The following is a 15,391-nucleotide window of genomic DNA, read 5'->3' as shown; positions in this document are numbered from 1 at the left end:
TGACCGACAAGGGCTGCCCAGGCGAACGGCTTAAAACCGTGCCGGGGCAAGATGCAATCCAGGCAGGCTGTGCGCTTCCCAGTGGTTCTGGGCGGGCCCAAAGTGGCCGCCACGCTCCACGTCAGAGTGGTCTGTTTTGAATCCAAAACAGGCTCCTATCGCCAGTCGCGCACTTTCAGAGTGTAGCCCAGTCAGGACCCAGAAATGGACGCAGCTGGTGACTAAAGTCGGCTGTTTTGCGCGACTTCAATGCCTTTGGCGTTGCGTGTCATGGATTCAAGCTGTTGTTGCTTGGCCAGAACCCGGATGGCATATTCGGCAACGTTGGCTTGCCCAGAGGCTGCGGCATACAACTGCAAGGCTGCTTCCACGGATGTGCTTTGCGCGATGAGCGTTTGCAGGTACCGAGCGCCCACGCGCAGGTTGGTCAGAGGATCAAACGCCGCCAAGGGGCCACCAAAAGGCAACAAAGCCAAATGCAGTGCGTTGGGCTCGATCTGCATCAGGCCAATGCCACCTTGGGTGCCCGAGGCAAAAGGGTTGAACCGAGACTCAATGGCCATGACGGCCAGCAACAACGTGGGGGAGACTTGGATGCGATCACCCACAGCCCATGCCTCTGCGACCAGGCCACCCAGAGGCTCTGGAGATAACTTGTACCTGCGGCTTAGCCAACGTGTGATGGCTTGTTGTTCTTCGGTCAAAGCCAATTGGGTGACAGGGTCCGACGGCGTTGCGCTGAGGTCAGCGTGAGTGGACACTGAATCTGCCAGTTGGTTGTCTTGTCTCGAATCCAACCAGCTGATCAGGTTGTGGCCTGCGCTCAGTCGCCACGCGGGTTGACTGGCAAAAACCAAGACCAAAACCAAGCCTGCCATGCCCAGCAGGGCGAAGCTGTGGCGGGTCAGACGCACGAAGCTTTCATGCAGGTGTTTGCTCAAAGAAATCCTTTTCATTTTCACTTTGTCGGTCACATTGTTCCTCTCAGGCCATGGCAAGACCGCGCTCTCAGCGGAGTCTGTTCGGATGGGTGGATGGATGGGCAGTGACCACAAGTGATGATCACTGGGGTCAAAGACTCCGTTTTGACTGCCGTACGGACGCGTCTTGATCGGAGAGATGGTTGATTTTAAAGGATAAAAGTATTTGAAATCACATATCAAAATACTTCCATATATCAAAGTGAGTATTTTGAAAAGATGGTGGGCCCCTAAACAGCTGAGATTGCAAAGGAAAGTGGGTCAACACGCAATGGGCGTGAAATAACGGCGAAAATACACCTCTTTCTGGCTGGAGCTGTGTGCAAGCGCGCACGCTCTGGCCTCGCGTGATGCCAGCCCGGCATACCTTGTGTTTTAAAGCCTTTACCGTGACCACTCCCTCCAAGCCCCTCGATCTCGCCAACCTGGACCCTCTGACAGCCGGGATCTTTCAAGCCACCACTTCAGGTGATCGCAGCGCCCGTTTGCGCGAGTGGCTACAGACGGGGCCCAGCGAAGCCTTGTTGAATGACGTGTACCGTGAGCTGTCGACCAAAGACAAGGGTGTGGCCAAACAGCTCAAGGAAAAGATCGAAGAGATCAAGCGCAGTCATGGACAAGAGGCATTGGCCAGCGATTGGGCACAAAAAGCGGAGCTGATTTTGTCGGCACCTCGCCTGAACATGGCCGACGCGCTGGCTTGGCAACGCGACGCTGCCAAAGCAGGGGCGCCTTTGTCGCGCGAGCCTTTAGCCAGCCTCAAAGTCAAGCTGGTGGAGGTGGTCAAAGGCGTTGAAGACCTGCAACACCAGGTCATGGTGCAACGCGAATCGGCGGTCTTGCTGGCGCAGCGCATTGAGGTCTTGTCGACCAAGCCATTGGCCGAAGCCGAACACGGCCATGCCGGATTGCAAAACGATGTGGCGCAGTGGCAAACCCAGGCCCAAGCGCTCACCGTCAGCGCCGTTTGGCCCAGCGTTGACCTGAAGTACCCCCACCAATTGGATGCCGCTGGCAAACAAATGCAAGCGGTGTGGGATGGTTTTTCGGCTGCCCTGGTCTTGGCCAATGAGGCTTTGGGCGATGCCAGTGCGGCTTTGCCCCCGGTGCCCGTGTGGGCCGACGAGATTCGCCGTCAGCGCGGCGAAATGGTGCAGGCCCCCACAGGCCCCGTGGCCAGCGCCGGTGCGTCCAATGCCGAAAAGTCGGACAAATCCGACAAGCCAGCCAAACCCAAAATCGACCCGGCCCAGCGCCAAGCCCTGCGTGAGTTGGCGCTCCAAACGGTCACCCAAGCGCTGGAAAGCCTGGAAAAACAAATCACCGAAAACCCTGGCGTGCCGCTGCCCGAGGCTTGCGTCGCTTTGCGCACGGCACTCAAAACGCACGGCAAAAATCTGGACACCAGTTTGGATGAGCGCCTGCACAAAGCCCTCACTGCGGCTGGCGATGCGGAGGGTTGGCAGCGCTGGTTGGCCGATCAAGTGCGTCTTGACTTGGTCACCCAAGCCGAAGCTTTGCTCGACGAGAACAAAGTACCCACCGTGGGTGGGCGCAAGCTGCAAGACAAGCTGCGCCAATTGCGTGACGGCTGGAAGCAAATCGACCAAGGTGGCTTGCCCAACCATGGTCTGTGGAAGCGTTTCGATGCCGCGTGCAACGAGGCTTACAAAGCCGTGCTGGCTTGGCTTGAACAGATGAAAAAAGACTCGGCCGATCAGCGTGCACAGCGCGTCGCCCTGATGGACGAAGTCAAGGCTTGGACGGCTGCCCATGTCGACAGTGACGACTGGCGCGCCCAGTTGCGCGCCTTGCACCAGTTTGCCGATCGTTGGCGCAACGCAGGTCATTTGAGCGAAAAAGCCTTTGGCGAAATGCAAAGCCAGTGGAAAAGTCTTTTCAAAGCGGCAGCCGCTCGGCTTGAGGCGGCCCAAAAAGCCAGCATTGAGCGACGCCAAGCCTTGATTCAGGAAGCCCAAGCGGTGGGCGCAGCCCCTGCCTTGCGCATCGACGCGGTCAAAGCCCTCCAGCAACGCTGGCAAGTCGAGGCGCAGTCTGTGCCTTTAGACCGCAAAACAGAACAAAAATTGTGGGAAGTCTTCCGTGCGCCTTTGGACGAAGCTTTCCAGCGCAAAGGCACAGAGCGCCCACAAGCGGCTGGCCCCATCAGCGACCATGACCGTGCTGTCATCGATGCGTCCAAAGCCTTGGATGCCGCCAATGCCAGTGGTGATGTCGTCCAAATTCGCGCGGCCATGGGCGCCTTGGACGCTGCTTTGCGCGGCCAAGCCCTGCAGGCCAAAGCTGTGCAGTCCGCGCCAGCGGTGCAGCCCGTGGCTGCAGCAGCGGTTCATGAGACGGCATCCAATGAAACAGCGGATTCGACGACCCACGATGCGGCGCCAGCCGACAAGGCAGAGATGGCCTCTGGTGAAGGGGCCCAAGAGGACGCGGCCCTGTCCACAACAGATGCAACCGGTGAGCAGACGCCAGCCCCTGCGCCAGCAGCGGTGGTCAAGCCTGCCAAACCCGTGGTCGCCGTTCGTGGCGACGACCGACCTGGTCAAAAGCGCACGGAGGCGCCGACCGGCCGTGATGGTCGCCGAGATGCGCGCCCAGGCGAGCGCGGCGTGCGACCCGGTGCTGACCGTGGCCCCGGACGCGCTGGTGACCGATTTGCGGACCGTGCGCCGCGTGGCGATTTCCGCGAAGACCGTGGCCCACGTTTGGGCGACGCTGCCTTCCGTGCGCAACGTGAGGCGATGGAGCGCGCAGAAATGTCGCTGCGCAAACTCGCCGCACAAGCGCATGGCGAAACCTTGACCCGTTTGATCGGCGCTTGGCAAGGCAGGCAGGCCGATGCATTGCCGACCTCGCAAGAATTGGGCAAAGCCGTCCCTGCTCCGGTTCGACAGGCTTGGGTTCAAGCTGTGGGCGCCGAGGCCAAGGCACCAGCCGCTAACGCCTTGCTGCGCCTTGAAATGGCAGCCGAAATCCCCACACCCGCTGATCAATTGAATGCGCGCCGTGCACTGCAACTTCAGTTGCTGACCCAACGCAACCAGCCCGGCCCCAAAGAAACATGGGCCCAGGATGTGGCGCAAGTCTTGTCAGGGCCACACGAAGAGGCGACTGCGCGTCGTTTGCAAAACGCGCTCAAAAACCTTTTGCGTGCGTGAAATTCAGACGGCTCGAGCCGCCTGATCGATCGAGCCGCATGACCTGAGCCCTGTGGGGTTCATGGTCAAGCGACCAATCGCTCAGCACATGCCGCAGCCCCTGACCCAGTGGATGGTCTGCGGGCTGGTGGGTGTGGCCATGCACCAGACTGTTGGCGGCCACCCGGTTCAACCAATTCAAGGCCATCGCGGCGTCTGCATCTGCGAACTGCTTGTGGGTGTGCTTTTGGGTCTCGCTTTGGGAACGCATCGCGCGTGCCAAAGCCAATCGCTCGGTCAGAGGTTTGGCCAAAAAATCATGTTGCCAATCTTCACCCCGGACTTGCTCGCGGAACGCTTGGTAATCCAAATCCGCCAAACACAGGGCGTCGCCATGGCTCAGCAAAAGCCGTTGGGTTCCAAATTCGAGCAGGCAAGGGTCAACGAGCGCATGCACACCACAGCCGGATAAGAAGGCGGATCCCACCAAAAAGTCACGGTTGCCGGGCATGAAGGCCACATGCAGCCTCTGAGCCGCTTGGCTGAGCACGTCGGCGCAGGATGCCAAAAATGGATCTTTCGCCACGGCATCGTCCCCGACCCAAACCTCGAAGAGGTCGCCCAGGATCAGCACAGCGTCTGCCGGGGTGCTGGCCATGTAGTCACGCCAGGCTTCAAAAGTGGCGGTCTCGGAGGCCTGCAAATGCAGATCCGAGATCAAGTCCACGGTCTGCCATGCCTGTGGCGCGGTCAGCTGGCCGAAGATCGGCGAGGTGGTGCGCGGGTCAGACATGGCTCAAACCATCAAAGGGCGATGGCTTTTTCGATCACAACGTCCTCTTTGGGCACGTCGCCGTGGCCACCGCGGTTGCCGGTTTTCACGCCTTCAATCTGGTCGACCACTTCGGTGCCCTTGACCACTTTGCCGAACACGGCATAGCCCCAGCCTTGCATGGAAGGCGCCGTGTGGTTCAGGAAGTCGTTTTTGGCGACGTTGATGAAGAACTGGGAAGAGGCCGAGTGGGGCGCCGAGGTGCGGGCCATGGCCACGGTGTACTTGTCGTTTTTCAGGCCATTGTTGGCTTCGTTTTCGATGGTCGCATCGGTGGGCTTTTGGTTCATGCCGGGCTCAAAGCCGCCGCCTTGGACCATGAAGCCGGGGATGACACGGTGAAAAATCGTGTTGTTGTAGTGGCCCTTGTTCACATAGGCCAGGAAGTTTTCGGTCGACTTGGGGGCTTTTTCGGCGTCCAGTTCGAGGGTGATGACGCCGTAGCCGGTGATGTGCAGTTCGACTTGTGGGTTGCTCATGGTGTTACTTCAACAAAGTGATGGTTTGAATGACGACCGGCGTGCGGGGCACATCGGTCGGGAAGGGGCCGCCTGCGCCCGTGGGCGTATTGCGGATTTTTTGGAGCACGTCCATGCCGGACGTGACTTTGCCAAAAACGGTGTAGCCGAAGCTTTGAAAACTCGGGTCCAAAAAGGCGTTATCGACCACGTTGATGAAAAACTGGGCCGTGGCCGATTGCGGATCGTTGGTGCGGGCCATGGCGAGCGTGCCCGTGGTGTTTTTCAGGCCAGCGGCCAAGGCTTGTCGGCCTTCGTGCGCCACTGGCGCACGGGTTTTCTTCTCTCGGTACTGACCGTCGTAGCCGCCCCCTTGCACCATGAAGCCAGGGATCACGCGGTGGAAAATCGTGCCGTCGTAGTGTTTGTCGTTCACGTACTGGACAAAATTGGCCACGGTTTTAGGCGCTTTGTCGGCGTACAACTCGGCTTCAATGTCACCCAAGGAGGTGGTGATGCGCACTTTGCTCAGAGGTGCTGGGTTTTGAGCCCAAGAGGCAATGGGCGCCAGCAGGCCCATGGCCAACAACACGCAGGTCAAGCGACGGGGGATATTTAAAAATGGGGTCATCACGATCAGAGGGTGTTGGGCCAATTGAAAAGGCCAACTCAAGGCGCTTTCAAAACCTGTTGGGTGTTCGCTTGTTTGTTTTGCAGGCGTCGCACGGTGGGCGTCAAATGGAGCGCTTGTCCGTAAGCGCGGGCGGCCAATGCCAAATACAGGTCGCCCATGTTCTCCAGAGCCAAAGCGTAATCTGGGCGGGCCTGAACGGCTGCCTGCAATGACTGCAAGGCTTCTTCATGCCGGTTGGCGCGTGCCAGCAATGCGGCCAGGTTGTTGTGGGGCTCGGGCAACTCTGGAAAAGACAAGGTCAAGGCTCTCAAGGTGTCCATGGCCGCTTGGGTTTGCCCCAATCCTGTCTGGATGTGGCTGAGCAAAAGCCGCATCTGCGGATCGGTTGGGGTGGTTTTGAGACGCGACTCCGCCAGAGCTTGTGCGGGCTGCCATTGACCGCTTTGAACCAGCGCGTTGACTTCTGTGTAGATGTCCGCTCTTGCACTGGCACTCAAAGTCCAGAGTGTGCAAAAAGCCATCAAGGTCAGCCAAATTCGCATGCGAGCCCGAAAAAGTTGTGGGTGAGTGTCCCGATTGTCAAGGAGGCAAAACCTGACGCCAAAAGAGCGCCAAGCACCTGGGCACGGGGATATACTGAGCGGCCATTGTAGCGGAGCACTTTCTTTTTCCGGGTGCCCAAAACCCTCTTCAGTTCCGAGTTTGCTGGCTTCACCGGGTTGTTGGGGTGTTGAACCGCAGACGCCAACCCGAGCTGTTTGCGACCTTGGCGGATTTTTACCGCCCCTTCTTTTTATCAAACATGAGTTTGCGCATTTTCAACACGCTCAGCCGTGCTGTCTCCGAATTTTCAACCGCCGAGCCCGGTCATGTGCGCATGTACGTGTGCGGCATGACCGTGTATGACCTGTGCCATCTGGGCCATGCCCGTTCAATGATTGCGTTCGATGTGGTTCAACGTTGGCTCAAAGCCAGTGGCTACCGGGTGACTTATGTGCGCAACGTGACCGATATTGACGACAAGATCATCAAACGCGCCTTGGAAAACGGCGAAACCATCCGCAGCTTGACCGACCGCATGATCGATGCGCTGCACCAGGACGCCGATGCTTTGGGCATTGAACGCCCCCAACACGAGCCCCGCGCCACCGATTACGTGCCCCAAATGCTGAGCATGATTGGCACGCTGGCGCAAAAAGGCTTGGCTTACCGCGCTGGCAACGGGGACATGAACTATTCGGTCCGCAAGTTTGCGGGTTACGGCAAGTTGTCCGGCAAGTCGCTGGACGAATTGAATGCCGGGGAGCGTGTGGCCGTGGAGACGGACAAGCAAGACCCGCTGGACTTTGTGCTCTGGAAGAGTGCCAAGCCCACCGAGCCCGAAGACGTGAAATGGGCCAGCCCCTTTGGCACAGGCCGCCCCGGCTGGCACATCGAGTGCTCGGCCATGGCTTGCGAGCTGCTGGGCCAGACTTTTGACATCCACGGTGGCGGGGCCGATTTGCAGTTTCCGCACCACGAAAACGAAATTGCCCAAAGCGAAGGCGCCAACGGTCAGCCTCTGGCCCGCTATTGGATGCACAACGGCTTCATCAATGTGGACAACGAGAAGATGTCCAAGAGCCTGGGCAACTTTTTCACCATCCGTGATGTGCTGAAAGAATTCGACCCTGAGACCGTGCGCTTTTTCATCGTGCGCAGCCATTACCGCAGTTCGCTCAATTACAGCGATGTGCACCTGAACGACGCCAAAGGCGCTTTAAAGCGCCTGTACACCGCACTGCAAGCCGTGCCACCGGCCGACATCCAGATCGACTGGGCCGAGCCCCTGGCAGCACGCTTCAAAGCCGCCATGGACGAGGACTTTGGCACACCCGAGGCGGTGGCCGTGCTGTTTGAGTTGGCGGGCGAGGTCAACCGCCATGGTTCGGCCGAGCGCGCAGGCCTGCTCAAGGCTTTGGGTGGCTTGCTCGGCTTGCTGCAGACCGACCCGACGGTTTACTTGCAGGCGGGTGCCGGTTTGGATGAGGCGGCCATTCAGGCGCACATTCAAGCCCGTGCCGACGCCAAAAAGGCCAAAAACTTTGCCGAGGCCGACCGCATCCGCAACGACTTGCTGGCCCAAGGCATTGTGCTGAAAGACTCGGCTTCGGGCACCACATGGGAGGCGGCGCCATGAGCGCGACTGTGGTGGCCACCGTTGTGCCGGTCACGCCGGCCTATTGGGCGGAGGCCTGTGCACACCTGGCCAAAAAAGACCGGGTCATGAAAAAACTGATCCCGCAATTTGGCGATGCCATTCTCGAGACAAGGGGCGATGCCTTTGTGACCTTGGCGCGGTCCATCGTGGGCCAACAAATATCGGTCAAAGCAGCCCAAACCGTTTGGGATCGTTTTGCCTTGCTGAGCAAGCGCATGACCCCTGCGGCCGTCCTCAAGCTCAAAGTGGACGACATGCGTGCTGCAGGCCTGTCGGTGCGCAAAGTCGAGTACCTGGTCGATCTGGCCGTTCACTTCAGCTCTGGCGCTGTGCACGTCAAGGCTTGGCAAGAGATGGACGACGAGGCCATCATTGACGAACTGGTGGCCATCCGGGGCATTGGCCGTTGGACGGCTGAAATGTTCCTGATTTTCCACTTGCTTCGGCCCAATGTGTTGCCACTCGATGATGTGGGTTTGATCAATGGCATCAGCCGCAACTACTTTTCCGGTGAGCCGGTCAGTCGCAGCGATGCCCGTGAGGTGGCCCAAGCCTGGAGCCCCTATGCCACCGTAGCAACTTGGTATATTTGGCGCTCGCTGGATCCGGTTCCGGTGGCGTATTGAGGGCTGGACAAAGCGTCCACCCGGTTTAGAACAGAGGAGTCCAACTTGGCCAAAAAATCATTTCTCGACTTTGAGCAACCCGTTGCCGAACTCGAAGCCAAGATCGAAGAGTTGCGCTACGTGCAAACCGAGTCGGCGGTGGACATCACCCTCGAAATCGAGCAGCTGAGCAAAAAAAGCCAGCAACTGACCAAAGACATTTACAGCGACCTGACCCCCTGGCAGGTCACCAAAATTTCCCGCCACCCCGAGCGCCCATACACATTGGATTACATCCACGGCATCTTCACCGACTTTGTCGAGATGCATGGCGACCGCCACTTCGCTGACGACCTGTCCATCGTGGGCGGCCTGGCCCGTTTCAATGGCCAAGCCTGCATGGTGCTGGGTCAGCAAAAAGGGCGCGACACCAAAGAGCGCACGCTGCGTAACTTTGGCATGAGCAAACCCGAGGGCTACCGCAAAGCCTTGCGGCTCATGAAAACGGCCGAAAAATTCAAGCTGCCGGTCTTCACGTTTGTGGACACGCCTGGCGCCTACCCCGGAATCGACGCCGAAGAACGCGGCCAGTCCGAAGCCATTGGGCGCAATATTTTCGAGATGGCCCAACTTGAGGTGCCCATCATCACCACCATCATTGGCGAAGGCGGCTCGGGCGGCGCTTTGGCCATTTCAGTGGCCGATCAGGTCTTGATGCTCCAGTACTCGGTGTACTCGGTCATCAGCCCAGAAGGCTGTGCCTCCATCCTCTGGAAGACCAGCGAAAAAGCCGAAGTCGCGGCCGATGCTTTGGGCATCACAGCGCACCGCCTCAAGGCTTTGGGACTGGTTGACAAAATCGTCAATGAACCCATTGGCGGCGCTCACCGCGACACCGACCAAATGGTGGCCTTTCTCAAACGCGCTCTGGGCGAAGCTTGGCGTCAAGTGGCGGACCTCAAGCCCAAAGAGTTGCTGGATCGCCGGTATGAACGGCTGAACAGCTACGGCCGTTTCACGGACACCAAAGCGGGTAAGTAAACAAGCTGCGGAGCCTTTGAGCTTCACACATGTCGCAACACACCACCAAAACGCCCGAACAGGCCTTGGCTGAGTTCAGTCCGGGCCTTCCTTTTGCGGTGGCCTTGAGTGGTGGCGCCGATTCTGTGGCCCTGTTGTTGGCCTGCACCCAGCGCTGGCCAGGTCAGGTGAGGGCGGTTCACATTCACCACGGGTTGCAAGCTGCCGCCGATGATTTCCAATCGCATTGCGCGCACCTTTGCGAACAGTGGGGCGTACCGCTGGTCGTTCGCCGTGTGGATGCTGGGCACGCTCCGGGCCAAAGCCCCGAAGACGCTGCCCGTCAAGCCCGCTACAAGGCGCTGTCGGAAGCCGTGCACAGTGAATGGCCCGAAGTGCGTGACGTGGTGTTGGCACAGCACGCCGATGACCAAGTCGAAACCCTGCTCATCGCTTTGTCGCGGGGGGCGGGCTTGCCCGGTTTGGCCAGCATGCCAGCCCAGTGGCAGCGCCAGGGCTTGCACTGGCATCGCCCTTGGCTGAGCGTGCCGGGCCGTGTGCTGCGCGAATGGCTGCGCAGCCAGGGTCAAGCGTGGATCGAAGACCCCAGCAACAGCGATCAAAAGTTCACCCGCAACCGCATTCGGTCCCAAGTTTTACCCGCCTTGGCCGAGGCCTTACCGGCTTTTCGGGAAACCTTTGCCCGCAGCGCAGCCCATGCAGCCCAGGCCCAAGAAGTTTTGAACGAAGTGGCCGCGCAAGACTTGTCTCAGACAGGTGTGCCTCCGCGCATTCAAGCGGTACAGCAACTCAGCCGCGCTCGCCAAGCTTTGGTGCTGCGCCATTGGTTGCGACAACACCATGCCACCACGCCCAGCACCGCACAGTTGAACGAGTTGTTGGGTCAAATCGAGGTCTGCACCACCCGAGGCCATCGGCTGCACCTGAAAGTGGGGCAGGGCTACATCGAGCGAGCCGGTGAGCACCTGGCCTGGCGCAGCACATGACCGCCTGCAAACCGCTCAAAAACACCACCGACTGAGAAACATCGGGCTTGGGCTTGGGTCAAGAAACTGTCAGGCCGGTGGGTACAATCTAGGGTTTTTCCGGGTCCGGTGGACAGGTTCTTTGGCTTTGACCACTCGGTTTCATTTTTTCTTCAGCACTACACATGGCTTTGATCGTTCACAAATACGGCGGCACTTCGATGGGCTCGACCGAGCGCATTCGCAATGTCGCCAAGCGGGTTGCCAAATGGGCGCGCGCTGGCCACCAGATCGTGGTGGTGCCCAGCGCCATGAGCGGCGAGACCAACCGCCTCTTGGGTTTGGCCAAAGAGCTGGCGCCCGCCAAGCCCGACACCACTTACAGCCGCGAACTCGACATGCTGGCTTCCACCGGCGAGCAGGCCTCTTCAGCGCTGCTGGCCATTGCGCTGCAATCCGAAGGTCAGCCCTCGGTCAGTTATGCCGGTTGGCAAGTCGCCATCAAAACCAACGACGCCTTCACCAAAGCGCGCATCCAGTCGATCGATGACGAAAAGGTCATGGCCGATCTGAATGCGGGCAAGGTCGTCATCATCACCGGCTTTCAAGGTGTGGACGACAACGGCAACATCACCACGCTGGGCCGTGGTGGCTCAGACACCTCGGCCGTGGCCGTGGCAGCCGCGCTCAAAGCCGACGAGTGCCTCATTTACACCGACGTGGACGGTGTCTACACCACAGACCCTCGCGTGGTGCCCGAAGCGCGCCGACTGCACACCGTGAGCTTTGAAGAAATGCTCGAAATGGCATCGCTCGGCTCCAAGGTCTTGCAAATCCGCTCGGTCGAATTTGCGGGCAAATACAAAGTGCCCATGCGCGTGCTCTCCAGCTTCACGCCCTGGGACATCGACATCACCGAAGAAGCCGCATCCGGCACCCTGATCACTTTTGAGGAAGACGAACAAATGGAACAAGCCGTCGTTTCCGGCATCGCATTCAACCGCGACGAAGCCAAAATTTCTGTAGTGGGCGTGCCCGACAAGCCCGGTATCGCCTACCAAATCTTGGGTGCAGTGGCCGATGCGAACATCGAAGTCGATGTGATCATCCAAAACCTGAGCAAAGACGGCAAGACCGACTTCAGCTTCACGGTGCACCGCAACGACTACTCAAAGACGATTGACCTGCTCAAGGAAAAAGTTCTGCCTGCCTTGGGTGCGGCTGAAGTGCTGGGCGATGCCAAGATCTGCAAGGTTTCCATTGTGGGCATCGGCATGCGCAGCCATGTGGGCGTGGCCAGCAAGATGTTCCGCAGCCTGAGCGAAGAGGGCATCAACATCCAGATGATCTCGACTTCCGAAATCAAGACATCGGTCGTGATCGACGAAAAATACATGGAGTTGGCTGTGCGCGCCCTGCACAAAGCCTTCGATCTGGATCAAGCCTAAGTTATAATTTGCTCACTGGAAACGTGACCGAGTGGCCGAAGGTGCTCCCCTGCTAAGGGAGTATGGGGTGTAGAGCCTCATCGAGGGTTCGAATCCCTCCGTTTCCGCCAAGACTATTTCGAACTGATTCCAAGTCGTTCGAACAATTTACAACCCGTTCGGGGCCTCCTTGGGTGTGCCGCTAGAACACCTTCCGGATCAGACAGGCTTCTTCATAGGCCTCAATGTCTTTGAGCCGGTACAAAACTTTCCCCACGATCTTCAAGTACTGCGGGCCCTCGCCGACGGTGCGCCAGCGCTGAAGGCGTGCGACTGAACACACCCAACGATCAGCGAGCATTATTTCTGTCAGGAGCTGGCGGGCTGGTTCGGCCGGGACCTCTGGAACCAACAGTTTGGGCTCGAACTTGGGTTCGTTGGCCGCTGTTTTGGCGATGCCGCTGGACAGGACGTCCAGCACGTCACCCATTTTTTTAGCCCGTCGGTTCGAGGATGAGGTGTTGTTAGTAGCCATGGCCTTGCTCCTTGATGCCTATATGCAGTGGTTTCATATAGGTTCATACCGGTTGGCTGGGCATTTTTCTCAGCGGGGTGGGTTAGTGCATGCACGAGCAAGCATTTACTTGTGGCGATGTTTCGGATTTCCAATCCATAGTTCATGTGCCGGGGAACCCCCGTTTGTTTCGTGGAGCCGCATGGTTGCTTCGATCCCCAAGAGCTATCAAGTCGATCTAACCTTTCTGATTGCTCTGAGTTCAAATTGATTTTTGATTCACTCTTTTGGAAAGTTCAATGGCAGATTCTTTACGCTCGCTGTAACGGTCAACCAAATAAGGTGCGGCATCACGCGTCAGAAGCGTGAACTTAACCAGTTCCTCCATGACATCTACCACTCTGTCGTAATAAGCCGATGGCTTCATGCGGCCATCTTCCTCGAACTCTAAGAACGCTTTAGCCACTGAGCTTTGGTTGGGGATCGTCAGCATCCTCATCCAGCGCCCCAAGATGCGCATTTGGTTCACGGCGTTGAAAGATTGTGAGCCACCGCTGACCTCCATCACGGCCAAGGTTTTGCCTTGGGTTGGACGAACAGCGCCTACTGACAATGGGATCCAGTCGATCTGACTTTTCATGATCCCAGTCATTGCACCGTGGCGTTCAGGCGAACACCAAACCATCCCCTCTGACCAAGCTGCCAAATCACGCAACTCCTTCACCTTTGGATGCGTATCTGGTGCGGCATCTGGTTGAGGAAGATTTAATGGATCAAACACCTTCACTTCTGCACCCATTGCTTCAAGCAACTTGGCTGCCGCTAATGTCAATAGCTTGCTGTAAGAGCGCTCGCGCAAAGAGCCATACAACATCAAAATCCGAGGTGGGTGAGTAGAGGGCTTCGAGGGCGACAAAAGTTCTTGCTGAGGCAACTTGAGGCTGCTTTGATCAAGGTTGGGCAATTGATCAGTGACCTTAGACACGCAAACCCTTTTCATTGATGACAACTTCACCGTCTTCTTTAGAAAAAGCGCTCATCTGTGGATTCACCAGAATATCAAGCACTGCTTCAGATGGACGGCACAATTTTGTTCCAAGTGGGGTCACAACAATTGGCCGATTGATCAAAATGGGGTACGCCATCATGAAGTCCAACAACTCTTCGTCATTCCATTTCGCATTACCTAAGTCCAATTCTTCATATGGCGTACCCTTTTGACGCAGTATGTCCCTGACAGGAATGCCCATATCAGCGATCAACTTCTTGAGCTGTTCCTTGGAGGGAGGTGTCTCTAAGTAAAGCACCATCTCAGGTTCAACGCCTGAATTTCGAATCAGGGCTAATGTATTCCGAGAAGTGCCGCATTTTGGATTGTGGAAAATTTTGACCATATCAATTCTTAATGACTGTGGAGGTGGTCTGACTTCAATAATGAATGAAGGAACAAGCCGAGGAATCCGCCAACTATTTGAGCAACAACAAAAGCTGGAACGTCAAATGGTGTGATACCTGCAAATGTGTTGCTGAACATGCGACCGAACGCAGCTGCTGGATTCGCAAAAGATGTACTAGCAGTGAACCAATATGCTGCGCCGATATAGCAAGCAACAATAGTCGATGCCTTACCTTCGGGGGAGCGCAAGATCACAAATAGCAAGCCACATGTAGCTACTGCCTCAGCAAACCACTGTGCAGGACCAGTTCTCACTTTCGTGGACCATTGCAGTATTTCGAGATCAAACATTGCATGAGCCGCCCACGCGCCCAATGCAGCACCTGTGAGCTGAGCGATCACATAGCCCACCAAGTGATGACGGGCCAAATCTTTGCGATAGGCCATGACCATCGACACAACTGGATTGAAATGCGCACCACTGACTGGCCCTAGTGTTTCAATCAACACATAAAGAGCAAAGACAGTGGCAAGCGTATTGGCCAAAAGAGCAACGGCTGTGTTCCCGTCTGCCAATTGCTCGGCCATGATGCCTGAGCCGATTACGGCACACAACAAGGCTGCTGTGCCAATTAGCTCAGCAAAATATCTTCTCCAATGAATCATTTTGTTGCGAGATCTCGAGCTGTATTTTCCAAAGCCATCTTGCTGAGACTTGTTAAAGGCAGACTTGTAAACAGATCCAGGCGTCTTTTGATTTGATGAAGCGTTTGCTTGAAAGCTTCTTGTTTTTGTTCTTCAGTGCCCACTGTCTCTGAAGGATCTGCATAACCCCAATGCGCGGTTGCAGGTTGACCAGGCCAATAGGGACAAACTTCGCCAGCTGCGTTGTCGCAAACTGTGATCACCAAATCCATATGCGGTGCATCAGGTGTAGCAAAAACATCCCAACTTTTGCTAGTCAATCCTTCGGTTGAAACACCAGCTTTTTCTAACGTAGCAATCGTCATTGGGTTAGGAGTTTGATCTTTAGCTGGGCTGCTACCGGCAGAGAAAGCCTTGAACTTTCCATGACCTATATGGTTGAGTAATGCTTCAGCCAAGATGCTGCGAGCAGAGTTGTGGGTACATAGAAAAAGTACGTTCAATGGTTTGTCTTCAGTCACTTTGGATTCCTTAGG

Annotated in this window: 16 protein-coding genes, 1 tRNA gene and 1 riboswitch; of the genes, 7 read left to right on the top strand and 10 right to left on the bottom strand. The window is 57.1% G+C overall.

Annotated elements, in window-relative coordinates; translation table 11 throughout:
• Positions 1 to 8: 8 nt before the first annotated feature.
• Positions 9 to 179, bottom strand: a riboswitch (ZMP/ZTP riboswitch).
• Between the two features lie 42 nt (positions 180 to 221).
• Positions 222 to 956: a transglycosylase SLT domain-containing protein gene (locus B472_RS01465; RefSeq protein WP_133176045.1), complete on the bottom strand. Its 735-nt coding sequence runs from the start codon at positions 954 to 956 to the stop codon at positions 222 to 224.
• Between the two features lie 374 nt (positions 957 to 1,330).
• Between B472_RS01465 and B472_RS01460 the strand changes: the two genes are divergently transcribed.
• Entirely contained in the window at positions 1,331 to 4,159 is a 2,829-nt protein-coding gene (locus B472_RS01460) for a DUF349 domain-containing protein (protein WP_050995484.1), read from the top strand.
• Here the strand turns inward: B472_RS01460 and B472_RS01455 are convergent.
• From B472_RS01455 to B472_RS01440, 4 genes are read right to left on the bottom strand one after another with little or no spacing between them, the layout of a single operon-like run.
• Complete coding sequence (locus tag B472_RS01455) at positions 4,137 to 4,931, bottom strand: UDP-2,3-diacylglucosamine diphosphatase (RefSeq protein ID WP_019428050.1); 795 nt, start codon at positions 4,929 to 4,931, stop codon at positions 4,137 to 4,139. The genes B472_RS01460 and B472_RS01455 overlap by 23 nt on opposite strands.
• 11 nt (positions 4,932 to 4,942) lie before the next feature.
• Entirely contained in the window at positions 4,943 to 5,449 is a 507-nt protein-coding gene (locus B472_RS01450) for a peptidylprolyl isomerase (protein ID WP_019428049.1), read from the bottom strand.
• A gap of 4 nt (positions 5,450 to 5,453) precedes the next feature.
• Positions 5,454 to 6,059: a peptidylprolyl isomerase gene (locus tag B472_RS01445; protein WP_040506072.1), complete on the bottom strand. Its 606-nt coding sequence runs from the start codon at positions 6,057 to 6,059 to the stop codon at positions 5,454 to 5,456.
• Between the two features lie 38 nt (positions 6,060 to 6,097).
• The gene (locus B472_RS01440) at positions 6,098 to 6,604 is read right to left on the bottom strand and encodes a tetratricopeptide repeat protein (protein WP_019428047.1); all 507 of its coding nucleotides are present in this window, start codon (positions 6,602 to 6,604) and stop codon (positions 6,098 to 6,100) included.
• 260 nt (positions 6,605 to 6,864) lie between these two features.
• On the opposite strand from B472_RS01440, the gene cysS reads away from it, so the two are divergent.
• The 6 genes from cysS to B472_RS01410 all read left to right on the top strand — a co-directional run bounded on the left by cysS (position 6,865) and on the right by B472_RS01410 (position 12,431).
• Positions 6,865 to 8,241 carry a cysteine--tRNA ligase gene (cysS, locus tag B472_RS01435; protein ID WP_026039752.1) on the top strand — a complete coding sequence of 459 codons (1,377 nt, stop codon included), beginning with the start codon at positions 6,865 to 6,867 and terminating at the stop codon, positions 8,239 to 8,241.
• Positions 8,238 to 8,888 (top strand): DNA-3-methyladenine glycosylase, encoded by a 651-nt coding sequence (locus B472_RS01430; protein ID WP_026039751.1) that lies wholly within the window; start codon positions 8,238 to 8,240, stop codon positions 8,886 to 8,888. The genes cysS and B472_RS01430 overlap by 4 nt, the downstream gene beginning before the upstream one ends.
• Positions 8,889 to 8,933: 45 nt before the next feature.
• Positions 8,934 to 9,908 carry an acetyl-CoA carboxylase carboxyltransferase subunit alpha gene (locus B472_RS01425; RefSeq protein ID WP_019428044.1) on the top strand — a complete coding sequence of 325 codons (975 nt, stop codon included), beginning with the start codon at positions 8,934 to 8,936 and terminating at the stop codon, positions 9,906 to 9,908.
• A gap of 29 nt (positions 9,909 to 9,937) precedes the next feature.
• Positions 9,938 to 10,894 carry a tRNA lysidine(34) synthetase TilS gene (gene tilS, locus B472_RS01420; protein ID WP_019428043.1) on the top strand — a complete coding sequence of 319 codons (957 nt, stop codon included), beginning with the start codon at positions 9,938 to 9,940 and terminating at the stop codon, positions 10,892 to 10,894.
• Positions 10,895 to 11,058: 164 nt separating this feature from the next.
• Positions 11,059 to 12,321, top strand: coding sequence for an aspartate kinase (locus B472_RS01415; protein ID WP_019428042.1), 1,263 nt, complete (start codon positions 11,059 to 11,061; stop codon positions 12,319 to 12,321).
• Positions 12,322 to 12,338: 17 nt separating this feature from the next.
• A tRNA-Ser gene (locus B472_RS01410) sits at positions 12,339 to 12,431 on the top strand.
• A 71-nt stretch (positions 12,432 to 12,502) separates the two neighbouring features.
• Here B472_RS01410 and B472_RS01405 read toward each other — a convergent pair.
• The 5 genes from B472_RS01405 to B472_RS01385 all read right to left on the bottom strand — a co-directional run bounded on the left by B472_RS01405 (position 12,503) and on the right by B472_RS01385 (position 15,376).
• Entirely contained in the window at positions 12,503 to 12,835 is a 333-nt protein-coding gene (locus tag B472_RS01405) for a hypothetical protein (RefSeq protein WP_192877845.1), read from the bottom strand.
• Positions 12,836 to 13,076: 241 nt separating this feature from the next.
• Positions 13,077 to 13,814, bottom strand: a complete 738-nt coding sequence (gene arsH / locus B472_RS01400) for an arsenical resistance protein ArsH (protein ID WP_026039750.1) — start codon at positions 13,812 to 13,814, stop codon at positions 13,077 to 13,079.
• A complete protein-coding gene (arsC, locus tag B472_RS01395) occupies positions 13,792 to 14,214 on the bottom strand; it encodes an arsenate reductase (glutaredoxin) (RefSeq protein WP_026039749.1) in 423 nt (140 codons plus the stop codon). The genes arsH and arsC overlap by 23 nt, the downstream gene beginning before the upstream one ends.
• Positions 14,215 to 14,216: 2 nt before the next feature.
• Positions 14,217 to 14,876 (bottom strand): MIP/aquaporin family protein, encoded by a 660-nt coding sequence (locus B472_RS01390; RefSeq protein WP_019428038.1) that lies wholly within the window; start codon positions 14,874 to 14,876, stop codon positions 14,217 to 14,219.
• Positions 14,873 to 15,376 carry an arsenate reductase ArsC gene (locus tag B472_RS01385; RefSeq protein ID WP_026039748.1) on the bottom strand — a complete coding sequence of 168 codons (504 nt, stop codon included), beginning with the start codon at positions 15,374 to 15,376 and terminating at the stop codon, positions 14,873 to 14,875. Before B472_RS01385 ends, B472_RS01390 begins: the two co-directional genes overlap by 4 nt.
• Between the last annotated feature and the right edge of the window lie 15 nt (positions 15,377 to 15,391).

The organism is Limnohabitans sp. Rim28 (assembly GCF_000293865.2).
Classification (GTDB): Bacteria; Pseudomonadota; Gammaproteobacteria; order Burkholderiales; family Burkholderiaceae_C; genus Limnohabitans_A.
The sequence above is the reverse complement of the archived record's forward strand: the minus strand, read 5'-3'. Positions and strand labels throughout refer to the sequence as shown.

Excerpts from the sequence above, each read along its gene's own strand:
- B472_RS01465 (WP_133176045.1), bottom strand. The coding sequence starts at position 956 with ATGAAAAGGATTTCTTTGAGCAAACACCTGCATGAAAGCTTCGTGCGT.
- B472_RS01460 (WP_050995484.1), top strand. The coding sequence starts at position 1,331 with ATGCCAGCCCGGCATACCTTGTGTTTTAAAGCCTTTACCGTGACCACT.
- B472_RS01455 (WP_019428050.1), bottom strand. The coding sequence starts at position 4,931 with ATGTCTGACCCGCGCACCACCTCGCCGATCTTCGGCCAGCTGACCGCG.
- B472_RS01450 (WP_019428049.1), bottom strand. The coding sequence starts at position 5,449 with ATGAGCAACCCACAAGTCGAACTGCACATCACCGGCTACGGCGTCATC.
- B472_RS01445 (WP_040506072.1), bottom strand. The coding sequence starts at position 6,059 with ATGACCCCATTTTTAAATATCCCCCGTCGCTTGACCTGCGTGTTGTTG.
- B472_RS01440 (WP_019428047.1), bottom strand. The coding sequence starts at position 6,604 with ATGCGAATTTGGCTGACCTTGATGGCTTTTTGCACACTCTGGACTTTG.
- cysS (WP_026039752.1), top strand. The coding sequence starts at position 6,865 with ATGAGTTTGCGCATTTTCAACACGCTCAGCCGTGCTGTCTCCGAATTT.
- B472_RS01430 (WP_026039751.1), top strand. The coding sequence starts at position 8,238 with ATGAGCGCGACTGTGGTGGCCACCGTTGTGCCGGTCACGCCGGCCTAT.
- tilS (WP_019428043.1), top strand. The coding sequence starts at position 9,938 with ATGTCGCAACACACCACCAAAACGCCCGAACAGGCCTTGGCTGAGTTC.
- B472_RS01415 (WP_019428042.1), top strand. The coding sequence starts at position 11,059 with ATGGCTTTGATCGTTCACAAATACGGCGGCACTTCGATGGGCTCGACC.
- B472_RS01405 (WP_192877845.1), bottom strand. The coding sequence starts at position 12,835 with ATGGCTACTAACAACACCTCATCCTCGAACCGACGGGCTAAAAAAATG.
- arsH (WP_026039750.1), bottom strand. The coding sequence starts at position 13,814 with ATGAAAAGGGTTTGCGTGTCTAAGGTCACTGATCAATTGCCCAACCTT.
- B472_RS01390 (WP_019428038.1), bottom strand. The coding sequence starts at position 14,876 with ATGATTCATTGGAGAAGATATTTTGCTGAGCTAATTGGCACAGCAGCC.